14 protein-coding genes are annotated in these 17,711 nt (G+C 74.6%); 9 read left to right on the plus strand and 5 right to left on the minus strand.

Features of this window, described 5'->3' with window-relative positions:
• Positions 1-235 precede the first annotated feature (235 nt).
• Complete coding sequence (locus IEW90_RS03760) at positions 236-1,423, minus strand: MFS transporter (protein ID WP_308421852.1); 1,188 nt, start codon at positions 1,421-1,423, stop codon at positions 236-238.
• Positions 1,424-1,557: 134 nt separating this feature from the next.
• On the opposite strand from IEW90_RS03760, the gene IEW90_RS03765 reads away from it, so the two are divergent.
• Positions 1,558-2,073, plus strand: coding sequence for a hypothetical protein (locus tag IEW90_RS03765; protein ID WP_188716182.1), 516 nt, complete (start codon positions 1,558-1,560; stop codon positions 2,071-2,073).
• Here IEW90_RS03765 and hrpA read toward each other — a convergent pair.
• A complete protein-coding gene (hrpA, locus tag IEW90_RS03770) occupies positions 2,064-5,975 on the minus strand; it encodes an ATP-dependent RNA helicase HrpA (RefSeq protein WP_188716184.1) in 3,912 nt (1,303 codons plus the stop codon). The genes IEW90_RS03765 and hrpA overlap by 10 nt on opposite strands.
• A gap of 414 nt (positions 5,976-6,389) precedes the next feature.
• Between hrpA and IEW90_RS03775 the strand changes: the two genes are divergently transcribed.
• Entirely contained in the window at positions 6,390-7,175 is a 786-nt protein-coding gene (locus tag IEW90_RS03775; RefSeq protein WP_188716186.1) for a hypothetical protein, read from the plus strand.
• 80 nt (positions 7,176-7,255) lie between these two features.
• Positions 7,256-7,729: a cupin domain-containing protein gene (locus tag IEW90_RS03780; protein ID WP_188716189.1), complete on the plus strand. Its 474-nt coding sequence runs from the start codon at positions 7,256-7,258 to the stop codon at positions 7,727-7,729.
• A 109-nt stretch (positions 7,730-7,838) separates the two neighbouring features.
• Here the strand turns inward: IEW90_RS03780 and IEW90_RS03785 are convergent, their stop codons facing one another.
• Positions 7,839-8,798 (minus strand): hypothetical protein, encoded by a 960-nt coding sequence (locus IEW90_RS03785; RefSeq protein WP_188716191.1) that lies wholly within the window; start codon positions 8,796-8,798, stop codon positions 7,839-7,841.
• A 151-nt stretch (positions 8,799-8,949) separates the two neighbouring features.
• Here IEW90_RS03785 and IEW90_RS03790 point away from each other — a divergent pair, with 151 nt between their 5' ends.
• On the plus strand, positions 8,950-10,740 hold the full coding sequence (locus tag IEW90_RS03790; protein WP_373284705.1) for a DEAD/DEAH box helicase: 1,791 nt from the start codon (positions 8,950-8,952) through the stop codon (positions 10,738-10,740).
• Positions 10,741-10,743: 3 nt separating this feature from the next.
• Here the strand turns inward: IEW90_RS03790 and IEW90_RS03795 are convergent, their stop codons facing one another.
• The gene (locus IEW90_RS03795) at positions 10,744-11,391 is read right to left on the minus strand and encodes a hypothetical protein (RefSeq protein ID WP_188716192.1); all 648 of its coding nucleotides are present in this window, start codon (positions 11,389-11,391) and stop codon (positions 10,744-10,746) included.
• A gap of 114 nt (positions 11,392-11,505) precedes the next feature.
• A complete protein-coding gene (locus IEW90_RS03800) occupies positions 11,506-12,126 on the minus strand; it encodes a hypothetical protein (RefSeq protein ID WP_188716195.1) in 621 nt (206 codons plus the stop codon).
• A 211-nt stretch (positions 12,127-12,337) separates the two neighbouring features.
• Between IEW90_RS03800 and IEW90_RS03805 the strand changes: the two genes are divergently transcribed.
• The 5 genes from IEW90_RS03805 to IEW90_RS03825 all read left to right on the plus strand — a co-directional run bounded on the left by IEW90_RS03805 (position 12,338) and on the right by IEW90_RS03825 (position 17,592).
• Entirely contained in the window at positions 12,338-13,108 is a 771-nt protein-coding gene (locus IEW90_RS03805; protein ID WP_229679472.1) for a GVDTG sorting domain-containing protein, read from the plus strand.
• Positions 13,109-13,122: 14 nt separating this feature from the next.
• Positions 13,123-13,788 (plus strand): sortase domain-containing protein, encoded by a 666-nt coding sequence (locus IEW90_RS03810; protein ID WP_188716196.1) that lies wholly within the window; start codon positions 13,123-13,125, stop codon positions 13,786-13,788.
• Positions 13,789-13,854: 66 nt separating this feature from the next.
• Positions 13,855-15,360, plus strand: a complete 1,506-nt coding sequence (locus tag IEW90_RS03815; protein ID WP_188716198.1) for an MmgE/PrpD family protein — start codon at positions 13,855-13,857, stop codon at positions 15,358-15,360.
• Between the two features lie 49 nt (positions 15,361-15,409).
• Entirely contained in the window at positions 15,410-16,315 is a 906-nt protein-coding gene (prpB, locus tag IEW90_RS03820; protein WP_188716200.1) for a methylisocitrate lyase, read from the plus strand.
• A gap of 188 nt (positions 16,316-16,503) precedes the next feature.
• Positions 16,504-17,592 carry an oxidoreductase gene (locus IEW90_RS03825; protein ID WP_188716202.1) on the plus strand — a complete coding sequence of 363 codons (1,089 nt, stop codon included), beginning with the start codon at positions 16,504-16,506 and terminating at the stop codon, positions 17,590-17,592.
• The last annotated feature ends 119 nt before the right edge of the window (positions 17,593-17,711 follow it).

Consider the following 17,711-nt stretch of genomic DNA (forward strand, 5'->3'; position numbering starts at 1 on the left):
GGGTCGATTCTGCCAGCGCGGGGCGGCGGGGCGGATCCGTCGTGCGGGGGAGCGCGGTGCGGGTGCGGCGCTGCGGTCGTGGCGGCAGCATGGGTGGTCGCTTCGTGCATCGAGTGGTCACGATCTGCTGCACGGAGCGACCGATCCCAGCACGACGCGACCACCGATCGCGCGAAGTGACCACTCGGAGCGCCCGGCATCGAGCGGGCGGCGCCGTTCGGCGGCAGCCGCAGCCTCAGCGCGGCAGCTCGACCGGCGCGGTCTCCGGCGGCTCGCCGATGCCCTCGCGCAGGTCGGGCTGGTGGCGCCGGAAGACGGCAGCGACGAGCGCCGCGATCGCCACCATCACGACGGCCACGTACACGCCGCCCACGCCGCCGCCCGTGCCGTCGATCGCGACGCCCGCTGCCGCCGAGCCCACCGCTGCGCCCAGCAGCTGGCCCGTGCCGATCCAGCCGTACGCCTCCGGGGTGTCGGCGAACTTCACGGTGCCGGCGATGATCGCCGAGAAGGCCGCCAGTGCGGGCGCCGTGCCGAGGCCGGCGACGAACAGCGCGGCCGAGAGGCCGATGACGTCCTGCAGCGGGATCGCGACGACGAAGCCGACGAGCACGATGGACAGCCGGACCGTGATCGACCACGGCCCGATCCCTCGATGCCCCACGGCGAAGCCGCCGACGAGCGAGCCGAGCGCGCAGATGCCGAGGATCAGCCCCGCCTCCAGCGCGCCCTCGCCGAAGCTCGCGATGATGCCCGCCTCGACCGCCGAGAAGCCGCCGATGAACAGCGCCGAGACGACCACCGACAGCAGCACCGGGGGCTTCCGCAGCACCCGCCCGAGCTTGCGGGAGGTGGGCGGGATGCGCAGCTTGCGCACCTCGGGCGAGAGGATGAAGAAGGCGCCGCCGACCACCTGGATCGCGATCGTCACGAGCAGCGCCGGGCCGGTGCCGAGCGTGGCGACGAGCGTCACGAGCAGCACGGGGCCGAAGACCCAGATGATCTCCTGCAGGGCCGCGTCGAACGAGAACAGCGGCTGCAGCATCCGCTGCTGCACCATGCGCGGGTAGAGCGTGCGCACCGTCGGCGTCACCGGCGGCATCGCGGCACCCGCGACCGCGCCCGCGACGAGGTCGACCCACAGCGGCACGTGCTGCGTGGCGATGGAGAGGAGGGCGAGCACGGCGACGATCGTGGTCACCGAGAGCACGGGCACCGTGCCGAAGCGGCTCATCAGCCGCGTGACGATGGGGCCGGCGACCGCCATGCCGATCGAGAACGCCGCCAGCACGAGGCCGGCTGGCGTGTAGGAGCCGTGCTCGTGCTCCATGTGCATGAGGATGCCGAGCGAGTACATGCCGGCGGGGAACCGGGCGACGAGCTGCGCCGCGATGATGCGCGCGAGCCCCGGGACCCTCAGCACCTCCGCATACGACCGCACCAGAGAACACTACGACTTCGGCGGACGGCGTCGGCGGAGGCCGAGGCCGATCACGGGTCTTCCGCGCTGCGTCCGCGCGGCGTAGCGTGCGCGCAGGCGCAGCACGAGGAGGTGCGATGGCTCGATCGGTCCGATCCAGGCAGCTGGTGATCGCGGCGGCCGTCGTGGCGCTGTCGTCGCTCCTTGGCGGGTGCGCGTCGACGCAGCAGGCGCTGCGCGGACCGATCCGCTCGCTCGTGCAGTCCAACGCCGACGCGCTGGTGGCGCTCGACAGCGCGGCTGCACGGCAGGCCCGCGTCGCCGCCCTGCTGGCGGAGGCGCGGGCAGCGGCGGCAGCCGCCTACCGCGAGGCCGCCGATGCGCGTGCGCAGCTCGTCGCGACGCCCGAGGGGGCGGAGGCGCTCTCGGATGCGTGCGGTGTCCTCGTGGACGCGGCGACCGGCCAGGTGCCTGTCGGTGCCGAGGAGCGCGTCAGGTACCTCTTCGAGGTCGCCCGCGTGCGCAGCCCCGCGCAGAGCCTCCTCGATGACGTGGCTGCCGTCGAGGAGGTCATCATGGCCTATCGCGACGGTCGCGCCGATGCGGCCGCCCTGCAGCTCGCGACGCTCGGCTTCACGAGCGTCTACTGCTGAGGCTCCGGCGCGAGCGCCTTCCGGATGCGCTGCAGCGACACCGGCCCGGCCGCACCGAGCGGCTGCGCGAAGAGCGACACACGCAGCTCCTCCAGCAGCCACCGCGCGGTCACGAGCCGCTCCGGCGCGTCCGCCGCGGGCGGCAGCTGCCCGCCCGCATCCCGGTACAGGGCCGTCGCCTGCTCGACCTCGCCCATCCACACCCGGTCGCGGTGCGCCGTCTCGGGCAGCCGCCGCACGCGGTGCTCGATGGCCTTGAGGTACACCTCGAGCCGCGGCAGCCGCTCGAGCCCCGTGCGCGAGACGAACCCGTCGAAGACGAGCGCGTCGAGCTGCGCGCGCGCGTCGGCGAGCGCCGACATGTGCGCGAGCGACTGCCCCTCGCGGATCGCGCGGTCGGCCGCGCGGTGCGCCGCCAGGATCGCGGCCACCCGCGATGCCAGGGCGAACATCCGCTCCACGACGCCATCGGCCACCCGCGCACGCAGCGCCTCGAACTCGGCCACGCCCGTCACCGGCGCCAGCTCGGCGTCGATGAGCGCGAGCATCAGGTCGTCGAAGAGGCGGTTCGTCGACGGGTAGGGGCTCGAGCCGATCGCGAGCCGCTCGGCCTGCGTGAGGTTCGACTGCACGTACGGCGCCGGGCTCGGCACCTGCGCGAGCAGCAGCTGCCGCACGGCCTCGCGCTGCGCGGCGGCCTGCGCCTCCTGCGTCGCCGCGAGCCGGATGCCGATGCGGCCCTTGCCGGTCACCGCGTAGCCGGGGAACGCCCGCACCCGCGAGCGCCCCTGCTGCACGTCGATGTGGGCGGGCAGGTCGGTGTCGAAGCCGGCCACCTCGTCGCGCTCGAGGTCGCTCGTGACGCGCTCGGCGACCTTCGCGACCTGCTCGCGGCTGCGCTCGGCGAAGCGCCGCTGCAGCGCCTCGAGGTCCTTGCCGGCGCCGAGCCTGCGGCCGCGGCCGTCCTCGACCGCGAACGTCGGCTTGAGGTGGTCGGGCACGCGCAGCATGTCGACGTCGGTGCCGGATGCCTGCACGTGCGCCGTGCGGGCGATGCGGGCCGCGAGCACCTCGGCGAGGCTGCGCTCGCCCGGCTCCGCGGGCAGGTCGGCGAGCATGCCGCGCGCCCAGTCGGCGGCCGGCACGACGTGCTTGCGGACGTGCTTCGGGAGCGCCTTGATCATCGCCGTCAGCAGCTCCTCGCGCATGCCCGGCACGAGCCAGTCGAAGCCGGCGGGGCTGAGCCGTGGCAGCACCGCGACGGGCACGTGCACGGTGAGGCCGTCGTCGGCGGCGCCCGGCTCGAAGCGGTAGGTGAGGCGCAGCTGCTGCTCGCCCTGCCGCCACCGGCCGGGGAACGCGCGCTGGTCGATCGTCGCGTCCTCGCCGACGAGGTCGGCGCGCGTCATCGTGAGGAGGTCGGGGCGCGCCTCCCGCTCCTTCCGCCACCACCCCTCGAACGAGCGCGTCGACGCGACGTCGGCCGGGATCCGCGCGTCGAAGAACGCGAACACGGCCTCGTCGCCGACGAGCAGGTCGCGGCGGCGCTGGCGGTCCTCGAGGCGCTCGAGCTCGCGGATGAGCTCGCGGTTGCGGCGCTCGAACTCCTGCGGCGAGTCCCACTCGCCCTCGACGAGCGCGTGCCGGATGAAGAGCTCCCGCGCGTGCTCCGGGTCGATGCGCTGGAACTGGATGCGGCGGCGCTCCACGATCGGCACGCCGAACAGCGTCACCTTCTCGTAGGCGACGACGGCGCCCTGCTTGCGTTCCCAGTGCGGCTCCGACACCTGCCGCTTGGCGAGGTCGCCCGCGAGCGGCTCTGCCCAGGCGAGGTCGATGGATGCGGCGGTGCGGGCGAAGAGGCGGCTGGTCTCGACGAGCTCGGCCGCCATGACCGCGCGCGGCGGCTGCTTGGCGAGGCCGGAGCCCGGGAACAGCTGGAAGCGGGCGCCGCGGGCGCCGAGGTACTCGGCGCGCATCCGCTGGCGGCGCTTCGACTCCCCGGGGCGGGCCTGCTGCTGCTTGCCGCTCTCATCGACCACGCCGATCCGGCCGAGGAGGCCCGCGAGGAGCGCCTTGTGGACGGCATCGGCGTCGACGCTCGTGGCGAGCGAGCCGGGGGCGCCGTCGGCCGCTGCCGCGGCGCGCTCGGCGAGGGTGCCCCTCGCTGGTCGAGGAGGCCGCGCAGCGGCCGTCTCGAGACCATCCCCGACCCTGGTCTCGAGACGCGCCCCGCCTCCGGCGGCGCGCTCCTCGACCACCGGAGGAGCCTTCGGCAGCCGCAGCGCCCTGCTCAGCTGCCGCACCACGTCCTGCCACTCCCGCACCCGCAGGAACGAGAGGTGCTCGGCCTTCAGCGTGCGCCGGAACTGGTTGCCCGAGAGCGTCGCCTGCCGCTCCTGCAGGTAGCGCCACAGCGCGAGCATCGTGATGAAGTCGCTCGTCGGGTCGACGAAGCGCGCGTGCTGCCGGTCCGCCTCCTCGCGGCGCTCGACGGGGCGCTCGCGCGGATCCTGGATCGTCAGGCCCGCGACGATCGCGACGACGTCGTGGGCGACCCCCGCATCCCGCCCGGCGATGGCCATGCGGCCGAAGCGGGGGTCGACGGGGAGGCGCGCGAGGTCGCGGCCGATGCGCGTCACGTCGCCCTTGGGCGAGAGCGCGCCGAGCTCGCGCAGCAGGTCGCGGCCGTCCTTGAGGCCGCGCGGGTCGGGCGGCTGGAGGAACGGGAACTCCTCGAGCGGCCCGAGCCCGAGCGTCGCCGCCTGCAGGATGACGGCGGCGAGGTTGGTGCGCAGGATCTCGGGGTCGGTGAAGGCGGGCCGCTTCTCGAAGTCGCTCTCCGCGTAGAGGCGGATCGCGATGCCGGGCGCGACGCGCCCCGCGCGGCCGGAGCGCTGGTCGGCGCTCGCCTGGCTGATCGCCTCGATCGGCAGCCGCTGCACCTTGGCGCGCGCCGAGTAGCGCGAGATGCGCGCCGTGCCGGTGTCGATGACGTGCCGGATGCCGGGCACCGTGAGGCTCGTCTCGGCCACGTTCGTGGCGAGCACGACGCGGCGCTGGATGCCCGCACGGCTCGAGCGCTCGAAGACGCGGTGCTGCTCGGCGGCGCTCAGGCGGCCGTAGAGCGGCAGCACCTCGGTGCGGTCGCCGAGCCTGCCCTCGAGCTGGCGCTGCGCCTCCCGGATCTCGGCCTCGCTGGGCAGGAACACGAGCACGTCGCCGCTGTCGTCGCGCGCGATCTCGGCGAGCGCCTGCTGGATGCCGTCGATCGGGTCGAGATCGGCGGCCGGCCCGTCGCCCTCCTCGTCGTCCATCGCTTCCGCCACGAGCGGGCGGTAGCGCACGTCGACGGGGAACGTGCGGCCCGACACCTCGATGATCGGGGCGCCGCCGAAGTGCCGCGAGAACGACTCCGGGTCGATCGTCGCGGAGGTGACGATGACCTTGAGGTCGGGGCGGCGGGGGAGGAGTCGCTGCAGGTAGCCGATGAGGAAGTCGATGGTGAGGCTGCGCTCGTGCGCCTCGTCGATGATGATCGTGTCGTACGCCGCGAGGTCGCGGTCGCGGTGCATCTCGGCGAGCAGGATGCCGTCGGTCATCACCTTGACCTTGGTGTCCGCGCCCACGACGTCCGTGAACCGCACCTTGTAGCCGACGGTGCCGCCGAGCTCCTCGCCCAGCTCCTCGGCGATGCGTTCGGCGATGGTGCGCGCGGCGATGCGGCGCGGCTGCGTGTGGCCGATGCTCGTGCGGCCGAGCTCGAGGCACATCTTCGGCAGCTGCGTCGTCTTGCCCGAGCCGGTGGCGCCGGCGACGATCACTACCTGGTGGTCGCGGATCGCCGCCATGATCTCGTCGCGCCGAGCGGAGACCGGCAGGTCCGGGTACTCGATGCGCATCCCGCCATTCTCGCGCACGTGCGCGGGGCGCCGCTGCGCGCCGCGGTGGCCCTCTGACGCCGCCTCCGAGGTCCGCGGACCCTCTCGTGCATCCGGGACCCGCTCGTGGGGGTCTCGGATGCACGGAGGGGTCCCGGATCGACGGCGGCGCGTGACGCCGGGCGCGTCCACAGGCGGGCGTCGAGCCACGACGCGCAAGCGGCGCCGGATGCGATGCTCCGCTGCATGCAAGGGCCATGGGACGACCGCGTGCCGCTGCAACGAGCGCGGGACCTCCGAGCGGACGACCCGCGCAGAGCCCCGGCGCGGGAAGCCGCGCTCGAGCCGATCCGACGCGGCGTGTACGCGCCGTCGACGGCACTGGTCGGTGCCGGTCGAGAGGCCCGCTACCTCGCGCGGATCGAGGCGGTGTCGGTGGCCCGAAGCGCGCCCATGTTCGCCCGGGAGTCGGCGCTCGCGCTCCACGGCATCCCCTACGGCGCGGAGCCCGAGCGCGTCTTCACGACCGGCGACCGCAGGACCGCCGGGCTGAAGGCCGGCGTGCAGCACGCGCGCGTCGACCTGGATCCGGAGGACGTGACCACGGTCCACGGCCTCCGGGCGTGCACGCTGCCGTACGCGCTCGCGGACGTCGCCCGTCGTCGCGAGCCGCGCGTCGCGGTCGCCGCGATCGATGCGGCGCTGCACGCGGGCCTCGTGCAGCGCGGTGCGATCCTCACGGCGCTCGACCGCCAGGGACCGACCGGACGATCGAGAGCGGCGGCAGCCGTCGCGTTCGCGGACGCCGCGGCGGAGTCGGTCGGCGAGTCGTGGTCGCGCGTCACGATCCGGCTGCTCGGCTTCGAGGCGCCCGAGCTGCAGGCGGTCGTCGCCGGAGGGAGCGGACGGCTGTGGCGGGGCGACTTCCGCTGGCGTCGACCGGGGCGGCGTCCTCTGCTCGGCGAGTTCGACGGCATGCAGAAGTACGGGGAGCTCGCTGCGCGTGAGGGGCGCTCCGGAGCGTCGGCGCTCGCGGCCGAGAAGCACCGCGAGGACGACCTGCGCTTCGAGCACGATGTCGCCCGCTGGGTGTGGCTCGACGTGCTGCGCCCGGAGCGGCTGGAGGCGATCCTCGACAGGCACGAGGTGCCCCGCATAGCGCGTCGATCGCTCTGGCTCCCGGATCCGGGACCCCTTCGCGCATCCGGGACCCGCAGGTGAGGGTCCCCGATGCGCGAAGGGGTCCGCGATCGCGGGCGGCGCTCGGGGGACGCTCAGCGCGCGGCGGCAGGATCGCCCGCATGGACATCACGGACAACGGCCCGGAGCCGAACGCGTTCGACATCGAGGCCGCCACGAAGCAGAACGGCGCCTACCGCCGCGTCGCATGGACGGGCAAGCACCTCCAGGTGACGCTCATGTCGATCGAGCCCGGCGGCGCGATCGGCCTCGAGGTGCACTACGGCACCGACCAGTTCCTGCGCGTCGACGCCGGCCGCGGCGTCGTCGTCATGGGCCCCGACAAGGACGACCTGAGCTTCGAGCAGGAGATCTCGGACGGCTGGTCGATCCAGGTGCCCGAGGGCACGTGGCACGACGTGCGCAACACCGGCGACGAGCCGCTGCGCCTCTACTCGATCTACGCGCCCACCCACCACGCGCAGGGCATCGTGCAGGAGACCGCCGACGACGCCGAGGCCGACGAGGACGCGGGCCGCGACGAGCCGCCGTCGTGGGTCGAGGAGGTCGACGAGAAGGGCGAGGACTCGGCCTAGGCCGGGTGCCGCCCGGAGCGGCAGCCCGGAACGCCAGAGCGCCCGGCCCCTCGAGGGGTCGGGCGCTCTGCTGCGTACGGTCCCGCGGATCGCGGCGACGCGGATGCGGTCAGTGCCTGCCGTCGTCGGCCGGTCGGTGGTCGTCCTCGGCGCCGGCGGGGCCGTCGATGCGGTCCTCCTCGGCCTCGGCGCGGATGGCCTCGTCGCCGTCGGGCGTGGCGATGTCGGGGTCGGCGCCGACGACGACCGTGCCGTCGACCGGCTCCGGGCCGCCCGTGTCGCCGCCCGCGGGCGCGGTGCCGCCGTGGCCGTCGTGCTCGTCGTGGTGCATGTGCGCTCCTCCGTCGGTCGGGTGCGGGTGCCCCTCGTGGTGGCCGTGGTGGTCGTCGAGGCCGTGGCGCGCCTCGTGGGCGTGCTGCTCCCCGTGTCCGTCCACCGCGATCGGCGGGAGCCCCTCGTCGCTCGTGCGCGGCAACGCCGCGCCGCCGACCTGGCCCGGCACGGCGCCGAGGCGCGCATCCGGCACCGGGTCGCCGTCGTGGGGGAGGGGCGCGGCGGTGGAGTCGCCCGCGCGCGGGCCGGCCACCTCGACGTGCGGGGTCGTGCCGCGCTCGGCGGCCGCGGCGCCGGCGGCGCCCGCCGCGCCAGCGGCGCCGACCAGCCCGGCAGCGCCGACCGGCCCGGCGGCAGCGGCGGCCCCGGGGCCCGGACCCGCCGGAGCACCCGCCGGCGCCGTCCCCGGCGCGGGGTCGTCGCTGTCGTCGGTGTCGCCGTCGAGCGGGTTGTCGCCGATGAGCGGGGGCAGCTCCTCGCCGCGCGGGCCGCGCCGCTCGAGCACGAACACGGCCGAGAGCATCGTGATGAGCGCGAGGCCCACGTAGATCCAGCCGATGACGTTGAGCGTCACGATGCCGAGGCCGTCGGTGACGCGCGCGAAGCTCAGGATCGCGAAGAGCGCACCGAGGCCGACGAGCACGCTCGTGACGATCACGAACCATCCGGGCCGCGTGCGGCGGGTCGCGATCACGGCGCCCAGCACGAGGGCGGTGAGGCCGAGCAGGAAGTGCATGCGGTCAGCCTAGGCGCGGACCCTGGATGCTGGGCCTCCCGGATCCGAGAGGCCGCCGGGCGCGGATCCGCGCGGCGGCCGCCCGCGTCCGGAGCCCCGAGCGCGGATCCCCGGCGAGTCGGGTGGGCGCCCTCGCCTATCCTCGACAGCGATGACCCAGGAAGCCATGGCGACGCACGCGAGCGGCGACGCCCACTACGGATCCTGGGCCGCCGACCACCTGTCGCCGACCTACCCGGAGCGCGCCGCGTGGGGCACTGCGCAGCCGTTGCGCGCCTGGCAGCAGGAGGCGCTCGAGCAGTACTTCCGCACCGAGCCGCGGGACTTCCTCGCGGCCGCGACGCCCGGCGCCGGCAAGACGACCTTCGCGCTCCGCCTCGCCTCCGAGCTGCTCCGCCGCGGCGCGGTCTCGCGCATCACGGTCGTCGCGCCGACCGAGCACCTCAAGCAGCAGTGGGCCGACGCCGCGCACCGCGCGGGCATCCGCCTCGACCCCGACTTCGCGAACGCGCACGGCGACTACTCGCGGCAGTTCCACGGCGTCGCGGTCACGTACGCCCAGGTCGCGGCGCGCCCCGCCGTGCATGCGCGCATCACGACCTCAGCCCCGAGCCTCGTCATCCTCGACGAGGTGCACCACGCGGGCGACGCGCTCTCGTGGGGCGACGCGGTGCTCGAGGCCTTCGGCCCGGCCACGCGCCGGCTCTCGCTCACCGGCACGCCCTTCCGCAGCGACACCGCGCCCATCCCGTTCGTCGAGTACGTGCGCAACGAGCAGGGCGTGCGCATCTCGAGCACCGACTACGCCTACGGCTACGACGCGGCGCTCCGCGACGGCGTCGTCCGGCCGGTGCTGTTCATGGCCTACGCGGGCACGATGCAGTGGCGCACCTCGATGGGCGACGAGATGAAGGCGACGCTCGGCCAGGAGGACACGAAGGACATCACCTCGGCCGCCTGGCGCACCGCCCTCGACCCGGGCGGCGCCTGGATCCAGCAGGTGCTGCAGAGCGCCGACGTGCGGCTGACGCACGTGCGGCAGGCGGTGCCGGATGCGGGCGGCCTCGTGATCGCGACCGACCAGGCGCAGGCGCGGCAGTACGCGCAGATCCTCCGCTCGGTCTCGGGCGAGGAGCCGACGATCGTGCTCTCGGACGACACCGGCGCCTCCGACCGCATCGACGCCTTCTCGAAGGGCGACTCCCGCTGGATGGTGGCGGTGCGGATGGTGTCGGAGGGCGTCGACGTGCCGCGGCTGTCGGTGGGCGTCTACGCCACGAGCTCGTCGACGCCGCTGTTCTTCGCGCAGGTGATCGGCCGCTTCGTGCGGTCGCGGCGCCGCGGCGAGGTCGCCACCGTGTTCCTGCCGTCGGTGCCGCCGCTCATGGGCCTCGCGGCCGAGCTCGAGCGGCAGCGCGACCACGCGCTCGACCGCGAGCACGACGACGACCAGCTGCTCGACGACGACCTCATGGACGCGGCGGCGAAGGGCGACAAGGACGACCCGGAGGCGGCCCCGTTCACGTGGGAGCCGCTCGAGTCGAGCGCGACCTTCGACCGCGTGCTCTTCGGGGATGCGGAGTTCGGCCAGCTGGTCGAGCCGGCGACCGAGGAGGAGATGGACTTCATCGGCATCCCGGGCCTCCTCGACCCGGAGGAGGTCTCCGACCTCCTGAAGCGCCGCCACGCGCGGCAGGCGGCGCGCATCCGCGACCGGCCGCCGAACCAGGAGGCGCCCGAGCCGCTGTACCGCTCGATGCGCGAGGAGCGGCAGCTGCTCAACTCGCTCGTGGCGATCGTCGCGAAGCGGCGCGGCGAGGCGCACGCGCTCGTGCACGCGGAGGCGCGACGCGTGTGCGGCGGGCCGCCCGTGGCGCAGGCGTCGATGCAGCAGATGCGCGACCGCATCCACTACCTGCGGCGCGTCGTCGACCGCCGGTAGGGGTCAGCCGCCGACCACGACCCAGTCGGTCGGTGCGAGGTCGAGCCCGGTGATGCCGCGGTGCCAGTCGACGTCGTTCTCGCCGAGCGCCGGCCAGTCGAGCGGGTACGCCAGCACCGCGGTCTCGGGATCCGCGGGGTCGCCGATGCTGAGCAGGAGCGGCTCGTCACCCGTCTGCACGGCGCCGGCCGACACGGCCCACGCCCGCAGTGCGCCCTCGACGTCGTCGCCGCGCACGTAGGCCTGCGATGTCAGGGCCATCTCCTGGGCGCCGTCGGGCTGGGTCAGGAACGTCAGCGAGCAGAGCACACCGAGACCGTCGAGCGCCGCGGCGGGAGCGAACCCGGCCTCCGCCTCGCCGGCCTCGAGCCAGTCCTCGCCTCCGGGCGTCTCGGGAGGCACCATCGCCGCGGCGAGCACGACCCCGTCGCCGCAGGGCGGCGCGTCGGCGAGCGGCATGGGCAGGGCGGGCGAGAGGCTCGGCGCCGGGCTCGCCGAGGGCGTGGCCGACGTGCTCGTCCCGGCGGGCGCGGCGCTCGGCGCCTGCGAGCCGTCCGTCACGACGGGCTCCGGCGGCACGCTCGCGGTCGGCCCGCAGCCGGTCAGCGCGAGGATCGCGAGGGGCAGGGCGAGCAGGGCGCGAGCGCGCATGGCGACTCCGATCCGGGGACTCCGTCGTCTGCTCGCAGTCCAGGTCACGCCGCTGGGAGCGTGCCGAGGATCCGATCACGGCTCGGTCACGATCGCGCGGATGGCGCCGCCGGGTCAGTCGTGAGCGACCCAGCAGGTGAGCACCGCGGAGGCGACGGCGTAGGCGACGCCGTCGAGGGTGCGGTCGCCGCCGACGTCGGCCGGCAGCGCCGTCGCGTCGACGAGCAGCGTCTTGCCGTCGCGGAGGAACGCGACGACGCCCTCGTGCGTCGAGAAGGACGGGAGGCCGAGCCCCTGCAGGCCCTCGATCGTGTCCGCGCCGAGCTCGGACTGCAGCGCGTCGAAGTGCGCCTGGCCCTCGGCGGGGTCGGTCGCATCGTGCACCTCGAGCACGAGCGGCGCGCCGTCGACGTCGAACGTGCACGTGAACTCGGGCGCGGTCCAGGCGGTCGACGGCTCCGGCATGTCGGGGGCACCGACGATGAGCTTGACGGCGGTGTCGACCTGCCCGCCGCACACCATCTCGGCCGCGGCGCTCGGGCCGCTGCCGTCGCCCTCCTGCGCGTGGTGGTCGCCGTGCTCGGCGCCCTCCATCGTGGAGCCGTCGGGCATCGTGTGGCTCGCGTCCGGCGTCGCGATCGGCGTCACGCCGGGGTCGGCAGCCGTCGTCGTGCAGCCCGCGACGACGAGCGCGCCGATCGCGATCGCGGCGATGCGGATGCTGCTGCGTGGCATGGGATACGTCCGTCCTCCGGGGCGCACGGGACCCGGGCGGCCTCCGTGCCTGCACCGATGCTTCGGAACGGTCGCCCGCGCGGATTGTGCCGCGACCCTGCGACACGCCGGGAGCGGATCCGTCCAATCCGGACGCCATCACCGCGCCGAAGCAACCATCACGAGGGCGCAAGACCCCTTGCTCCCGTGAACCTCCGGAAGAGGCCCACTCATGAAGAACAAGGCAGTTCTGCTCGCCGCCCCCGCGATGGGGCTCGGGCTGGTGCTCGCCGGCGCAGCGCCGGCGATGGCTCACGACGCTTCGGGCTCGTACATGACGACGCTCGACGAGATCAACAACAGCGGCGCCTCGGGCGAGGCGTGGATCGAGCTCGACGGCTCGACCGCGACGGTGACGATCAACGCGAGCGGCCTGGCCGCCGAGTTCGACGGCGCCCCCTACCCGCACGTGCAGCACATCCACATCGGCGCGCAGGGCCTGTGCCCGAGCGACGAGGCGGACGAGAACGGCGACGGCATCATCTCGACCACCGAGGGCGGCCCGTCGTACGGCGACATCGGCACCACGCTCTCCGTCGGCGACGCCGACAAGAGCCCGGAGGCGGGCCTCGACCTGACCGTGGCGCCCGCGGGCGACACGATCTCCTACGAGGAGACCTTCGAGATGGACCACGCCACGATCGACGCGATCGCCGACGGCACGGCCGTCGTGGTCGTGCACGGCCTCGACCCGGCCACCCAGCCTGAGGCCGGCACGAGCCCGAGCGACCTCATGCCCGAGCTCCCGCTCGCGGCGACCTCGCCCGCCCTGTGCGGTGCCGTGATGGCCGCTCCGGCCGGCGGTGTCGACACGGGCGTCGGCGGCGGCGCCGAGGACGGCTCGGCTGCTGCGCTCGGCATCACGGCCATCGGCGGCCTGCTCGCCACGGCCACGGTCGCCGGCGTGTACATGCTGCGTCGCCGCGCCACCATCGAGGGCTGAGACCAGCTCGACCGATGATGCAGCGCATCCAGGGCCGTCGTCACCGCTCCGCGGTGGCGGCGGCCCTCGTGCTCGCCGCCGGCGTGGGCCTCTCGGCCTGCGCCGGCGGCTCCGGCACGCCCGCCTCGTCCGGCGAGGCGCAGCCGCCCGCCGCGACGTCCCCGGCGCCGACGCCCTCGGCCGCCGAGAGCGCCGAGCCGACCGCCGCGGCGCCCGAACCGCTCGCCGCCTCCCGCCCCGTCCGGGTCACCATCGGCGACGTCGGCCTCGACACCCCGCTCATCGAGACGGGGATGCGGGGCGACGGCACGCTCGAGGTGCCGCCCGGCGAGGAGGGCTCGCCGGCCAGCTGGTACGACGGCTCGCCGACCCCCGGCGAGCGCGGCGCCTCGATCCTGCTCGGCCACGTCGATTCGCTCTCGGACGCGAGCGGCGCCTTCTTCGAGCTCCACGACGCGCAGGTCGGGCAGCGCGTGCAGGTCGAGCGCGAGGACGGCTCGACCGCGACCTTCGAGATCTACCGCCTCGACACCTTCGCGAAGGACGACTTCCCGACCCGCGAGGTCTACTACCCGGTGCGCGACGCCGAGCTGCGGCTCATCACCTGCGACGACCTCGGGCAGGGCAACGGCTCGTTCCCGAACAATTTCATCGCCTTCGCGCGCCTCGTCGACGCCTGACCCCGGCCGGTCCGCGGCTCCCGGGCGCGGACCGGCCGCGGAGCCGCGCTCGATAGGGTCGGGACCATGCAGAACCACGAGGTCCGAGCACACCGGAGTGCCGAATCCCTGCCCCGCGAGGAGCAGCTCGCCTGGAAGATCGCGCAGGTCGCCGTCGACCCGGTCGAGGTCGACGCCGACGTCGTCGAGATGATCGGCAACCGCATCATCGACAACGCGGCCGTCGCGATCGCGAGCCTCAACCGGCCGCCGGTCGTCTCGGCGCGCGAGCAGGCGCAGCGGCATCCCTACGAGCCGGGCGCAGCGGTCTTCGGCATCGACGACCGGGTGAGCCCCGAGTGGGCCGCCTGGGCGAACGGGGTGGCCGTGCGCGAGCTCGACTTCCACGACACCTTCCTCGCCGCCGACTACTCGCACCCGGGCGACAACATCCCGCCCATCCTCGCGGTCGCCCAGCACGTCGGCCGCGACGGCCGCGCGCTCGTGCGCGGCCTCGCCACCGGCTACGAGGTGCAGGTCGACCTCGTGCGCGCCATCAGCCTCCACAAGCACAAGATCGACCACGTCGCCCACCTCGGCCCGTCGGCCGCGGCGGGCATCGGCACGCTGCTCGACCTCGACGCCGAGACGATCTTCCAGGCCGTCGGCCAGGCGCTGCACACGACCACCGCCACGCGCCAGTCCCGCAAGGGCGAGATCTCCACCTGGAAGGCGCACGCGCCCGCCTTCGCCGGGAAGATGGCGGTGGAGGCCGTCGACCGCGCCATGCGCGGCCAGACGAGCCCCGTGCCCATCTACGAGGGCGAGGACGGGTTCATCGCCTGGCTGCTCGACGGCTTCGAGGGCCGCTACACCGTGCCGCTGCCCGGCCCGGGCGAGGCGAAGCGCGGCATCCTCGACACGTACACGAAGGAGCACTCGGCCGAGTACCAGGCGCAGGCCTGGATCGACCTCGCCCGCAAGCTCTCGGCCGAGCGGCCCGAGCTGCGCGACCCCGAGAACGTCGCCTCGATCGTGCTGCACACGAGCCACCACACGCACTACGTGATCGGCTCGGGCGCCAACGACCCGCAGAAGTACGACCCGACCGCCTCGCGCGAGACGCTCGACCACTCGATCCCGTACATCGTCGCGGTCGCGCTGCAGGACGGCGGCTGGCACCACGTCGACTCCTACGCGCCCGAGCGAGCGGGCCGGCCCGACACCGTCGAGCTCTGGAACCGCATCACGACCGTCGAGGACCCGGTGTGGACCGAGCGGTACCACGACCCCGACCCCGACCGGAAGGCGTTCGGCGGCCGCATCGTCGTCACGCTCGCGAGCGGCGAGACGATCGAGGACGAGATCGCCGTCGCCGACGCGCACCCCGCCGGCGCGCGCCCCTTCGGCCGCGAGCAGTACGTGCAGAAGCTGCGCACGCTCGCGCAGGGCATCGTCGACGACGCCGAGATCGACCGCTTCCTCGGCCTCGTCGAGCGCCTGCCGGAGCTGACGGCCGACGAGGTGCGCGAGCTCACGGTGCGCGCGCCCGAGGGCACGGTCGACCAGGGCACGACGCGGGGGCTCTTCTGATGGCGGGGGCTCTTGTGATGGCCGCGCCCGCGAGCGCTGGGGCGCGCTGATGCTCTCCACGACCCGCACGCCGGCCGAGAAGCGGCAGGCGTTCCGCGAGGGGCTCGCCTCCGGCACGCTCCAGCGCTTCCCGGGCGCGTTCACGCCGCTGTCGGCGCCGCTCATCCAGGAGCTGGGCTTCGAGGGCGCCTACATCTCGGGCGCCGTCATGGCGGCCGAGCTGGGCCTGCCCGACATCGGCCTGACGACCCTCACCGAGGTCGCGCAGCGCGGCCGCGAGATCTCGCGGATGACCGACCTGCCGACCCTCATCGACGCCGACACCGGCTTCGGCGAGGCGATGAACGTCGCCCGCACGGTGCAGGAGCTCGAGGACGCCGGCGTCTCCGGCCTCCACCTCGAGGACCAGGTCAATCCCAAGCGCTGCGGCCACCTCGACGGCAAGGAGGTCGTCGGCCTCGACACGGCGGTGCAGCGCATCGCCGCCGCCGTGGCCGCGCGCCGCGACCCGGGCCTCGTCATCATGGCGCGCACCGACATCCGCGGCGTCGAGGGACTGGCTGCCGCGGCCGACCGCGCGAAGGCGCTCGAGGCCGCCGGCGCGGACGCGATCTTCCCGGAGGCGATGGCCTCGCTCGAGGAGTTCGCGGCGATCCGGGCGGCGGTCGACGTGCCGATCCTCGCCAACATGACGGAGTTCGGCAAGAGCGCGCTGTTCACGCACCAGCAGCTGCGCGACGTCGGCGTGGACCTCGTCATCCACCCGGTGTCGCTGCTGCGCATCGCGATGGGCGCGATCGAGCGGGAGCTCCTCGAGCTGCGCGAGACCGGCACGCTCGACGGCGCGGTGCCGCGCATGCAGACGCGCGCCCGGCTCTACGAGCTCAACGACTACGCCGCCTACGGCGCCTTCGACGAGCGCGTCTTCGACTTCGAGGTGCCCGGCGCGCCCTGACCGCCCCGCCCCGTCCGCCCCCGCCACCTGGTCTCAACCGGCTCAGTGGTAGCGCGAGGGGATCATCCCTTCGGCCTACCAACAGCCCGGTTGAGAACGGGGGATGCGGGAGGCCGGGAAGCCCGCGGCGGCGCCGCGCGTTGGCCCTCGCGGCGGCCCCGCCGCCGACCACGTCACGAGAGGAACCCATGAGCCTGCTCTTCAGCCCCGTCCGGATCGGCCAGCACGAGGCCCGCAACCGCGTCTGGCTCGCCCCGATGTGCCAGTACTCGTGCGAGGCGCAGGACGGCATGCCCACCGAGTGGCACCACGAGCACCTCGCCTCGTTCGCGCGCGGCGGCGTCGGCGTGGCGATGACGGAGGCCGCGGCGGTCAGCCCCGAGGGCCGCATCTCGCCGTGGGACGCCGGCATCTGGTCGGACGAGCAGGCCGAGGCGTGGGCGCCCATCGCGGCCCGCATCGCCGCGCACGGCGCGCTGCCCGCCATCCAGCTCGCGCACGCCGGCCGCAAGGGCTCGACGTACCGCGAGTGGTCGGGGCAGGGGAGCGTGCCGGTCGCCGAGGGCGGCTGGGAGGCGGTCGGTGCGACCGACGCGGCGTTCGGCCCGTACGCGCCGCCGCGCGCGCTCACCACCGAGGAGGTCGAGCAGGTCGTCGCCGACTTCGCGGCCGCCGCCAAGCGCGCCTGGGACGCCGGCTTCGTCGTGCTCGAGGTGCACGCCGCGCACGGCTACCTCATCCACCAGTTCCTCTCGCCGCTCGTCAACGACCGCGACGACATCTGGGGCGAGCGCACGCTGCTGCTGCGCCGCACCGTCGAGGCCGTGCGCGCCGCCGCCCCGGAGGCCGGCATCGTCGTGCGCTTCTCGGCGCACGACTGGGTCGCGGGCGGCATCGACGAGACCATGACCGCCGAGCACGCCCGCGTCGCCCTCGCCGCCGGCGCCGACTGGCTCGACATCTCCTCCGGCGGGCTCGACCCGCGCCAGCAGATCCAGGTGGGCCCCGGCTACCAGGTGCCGCTCGCGGCGAGCGTGCGCGAGGCCACCGGCGCGCCGGTCGCCGCCGTCGGCATGCTCGACGACGCCGAGCTCGCCGAGGCGACCCTCGCCGAGGGGAGCGCCGACGCGATCATGATCGCCCGCGGCCTGCTGCGGAACCCCCACTGGGCGCTGCTCGCCGAGGCCGAGCTCGACGGCGCGCCCGAGGGCTCCGCCTGGCCGGTGCAGTACACGCGCGCCCGGCCGCGCCCGGTCTCGGTGGCCGCCGGCCGCTGAGCCGGATCAGCACCTGAGCGAGGGGCCGACGCGCATCTGCGCCCGGCCCCTCGCCCACGTGCGGATGCGGACGGCTGCATGCGGACGGCTGCGCGCCGCCCGCCCCCGGCGCTGGCCCG

It is taken from the genome of Agrococcus terreus (assembly GCF_014645235.1).
Classification (GTDB): Bacteria; Actinomycetota; Actinomycetes; order Actinomycetales; family Microbacteriaceae; genus Agrococcus; species Agrococcus terreus.

Coding starts and splice junctions, on each gene's coding strand:
- IEW90_RS03765 (WP_188716182.1), top strand. CDS start 1,558: ATGGCTCGATCGGTCCGATCCAGGCAGCTGGTGATCGCGGCGGCCGTC.
- hrpA (WP_188716184.1), bottom strand. CDS start 5,975: ATGCGCATCGAGTACCCGGACCTGCCGGTCTCCGCTCGGCGCGACGAG.
- IEW90_RS03780 (WP_188716189.1), top strand. CDS start 7,256: ATGGACATCACGGACAACGGCCCGGAGCCGAACGCGTTCGACATCGAG.
- IEW90_RS03785 (WP_188716191.1), bottom strand. CDS start 8,798: ATGCACTTCCTGCTCGGCCTCACCGCCCTCGTGCTGGGCGCCGTGATC.
- IEW90_RS03790 (WP_373284705.1), top strand. CDS start 8,950: ATGACCCAGGAAGCCATGGCGACGCACGCGAGCGGCGACGCCCACTAC.
- IEW90_RS03795 (WP_188716192.1), bottom strand. CDS start 11,391: ATGCGCGCTCGCGCCCTGCTCGCCCTGCCCCTCGCGATCCTCGCGCTG.
- IEW90_RS03800 (WP_188716195.1), bottom strand. CDS start 12,126: ATGCCACGCAGCAGCATCCGCATCGCCGCGATCGCGATCGGCGCGCTC.
- IEW90_RS03805 (WP_229679472.1), top strand. CDS start 12,338: ATGAAGAACAAGGCAGTTCTGCTCGCCGCCCCCGCGATGGGGCTCGGG.
- IEW90_RS03810 (WP_188716196.1), top strand. CDS start 13,123: ATGATGCAGCGCATCCAGGGCCGTCGTCACCGCTCCGCGGTGGCGGCG.
- IEW90_RS03815 (WP_188716198.1), top strand. CDS start 13,855: ATGCAGAACCACGAGGTCCGAGCACACCGGAGTGCCGAATCCCTGCCC.
- prpB (WP_188716200.1), top strand. CDS start 15,410: ATGCTCTCCACGACCCGCACGCCGGCCGAGAAGCGGCAGGCGTTCCGC.
- IEW90_RS03825 (WP_188716202.1), top strand. CDS start 16,504: ATGAGCCTGCTCTTCAGCCCCGTCCGGATCGGCCAGCACGAGGCCCGC.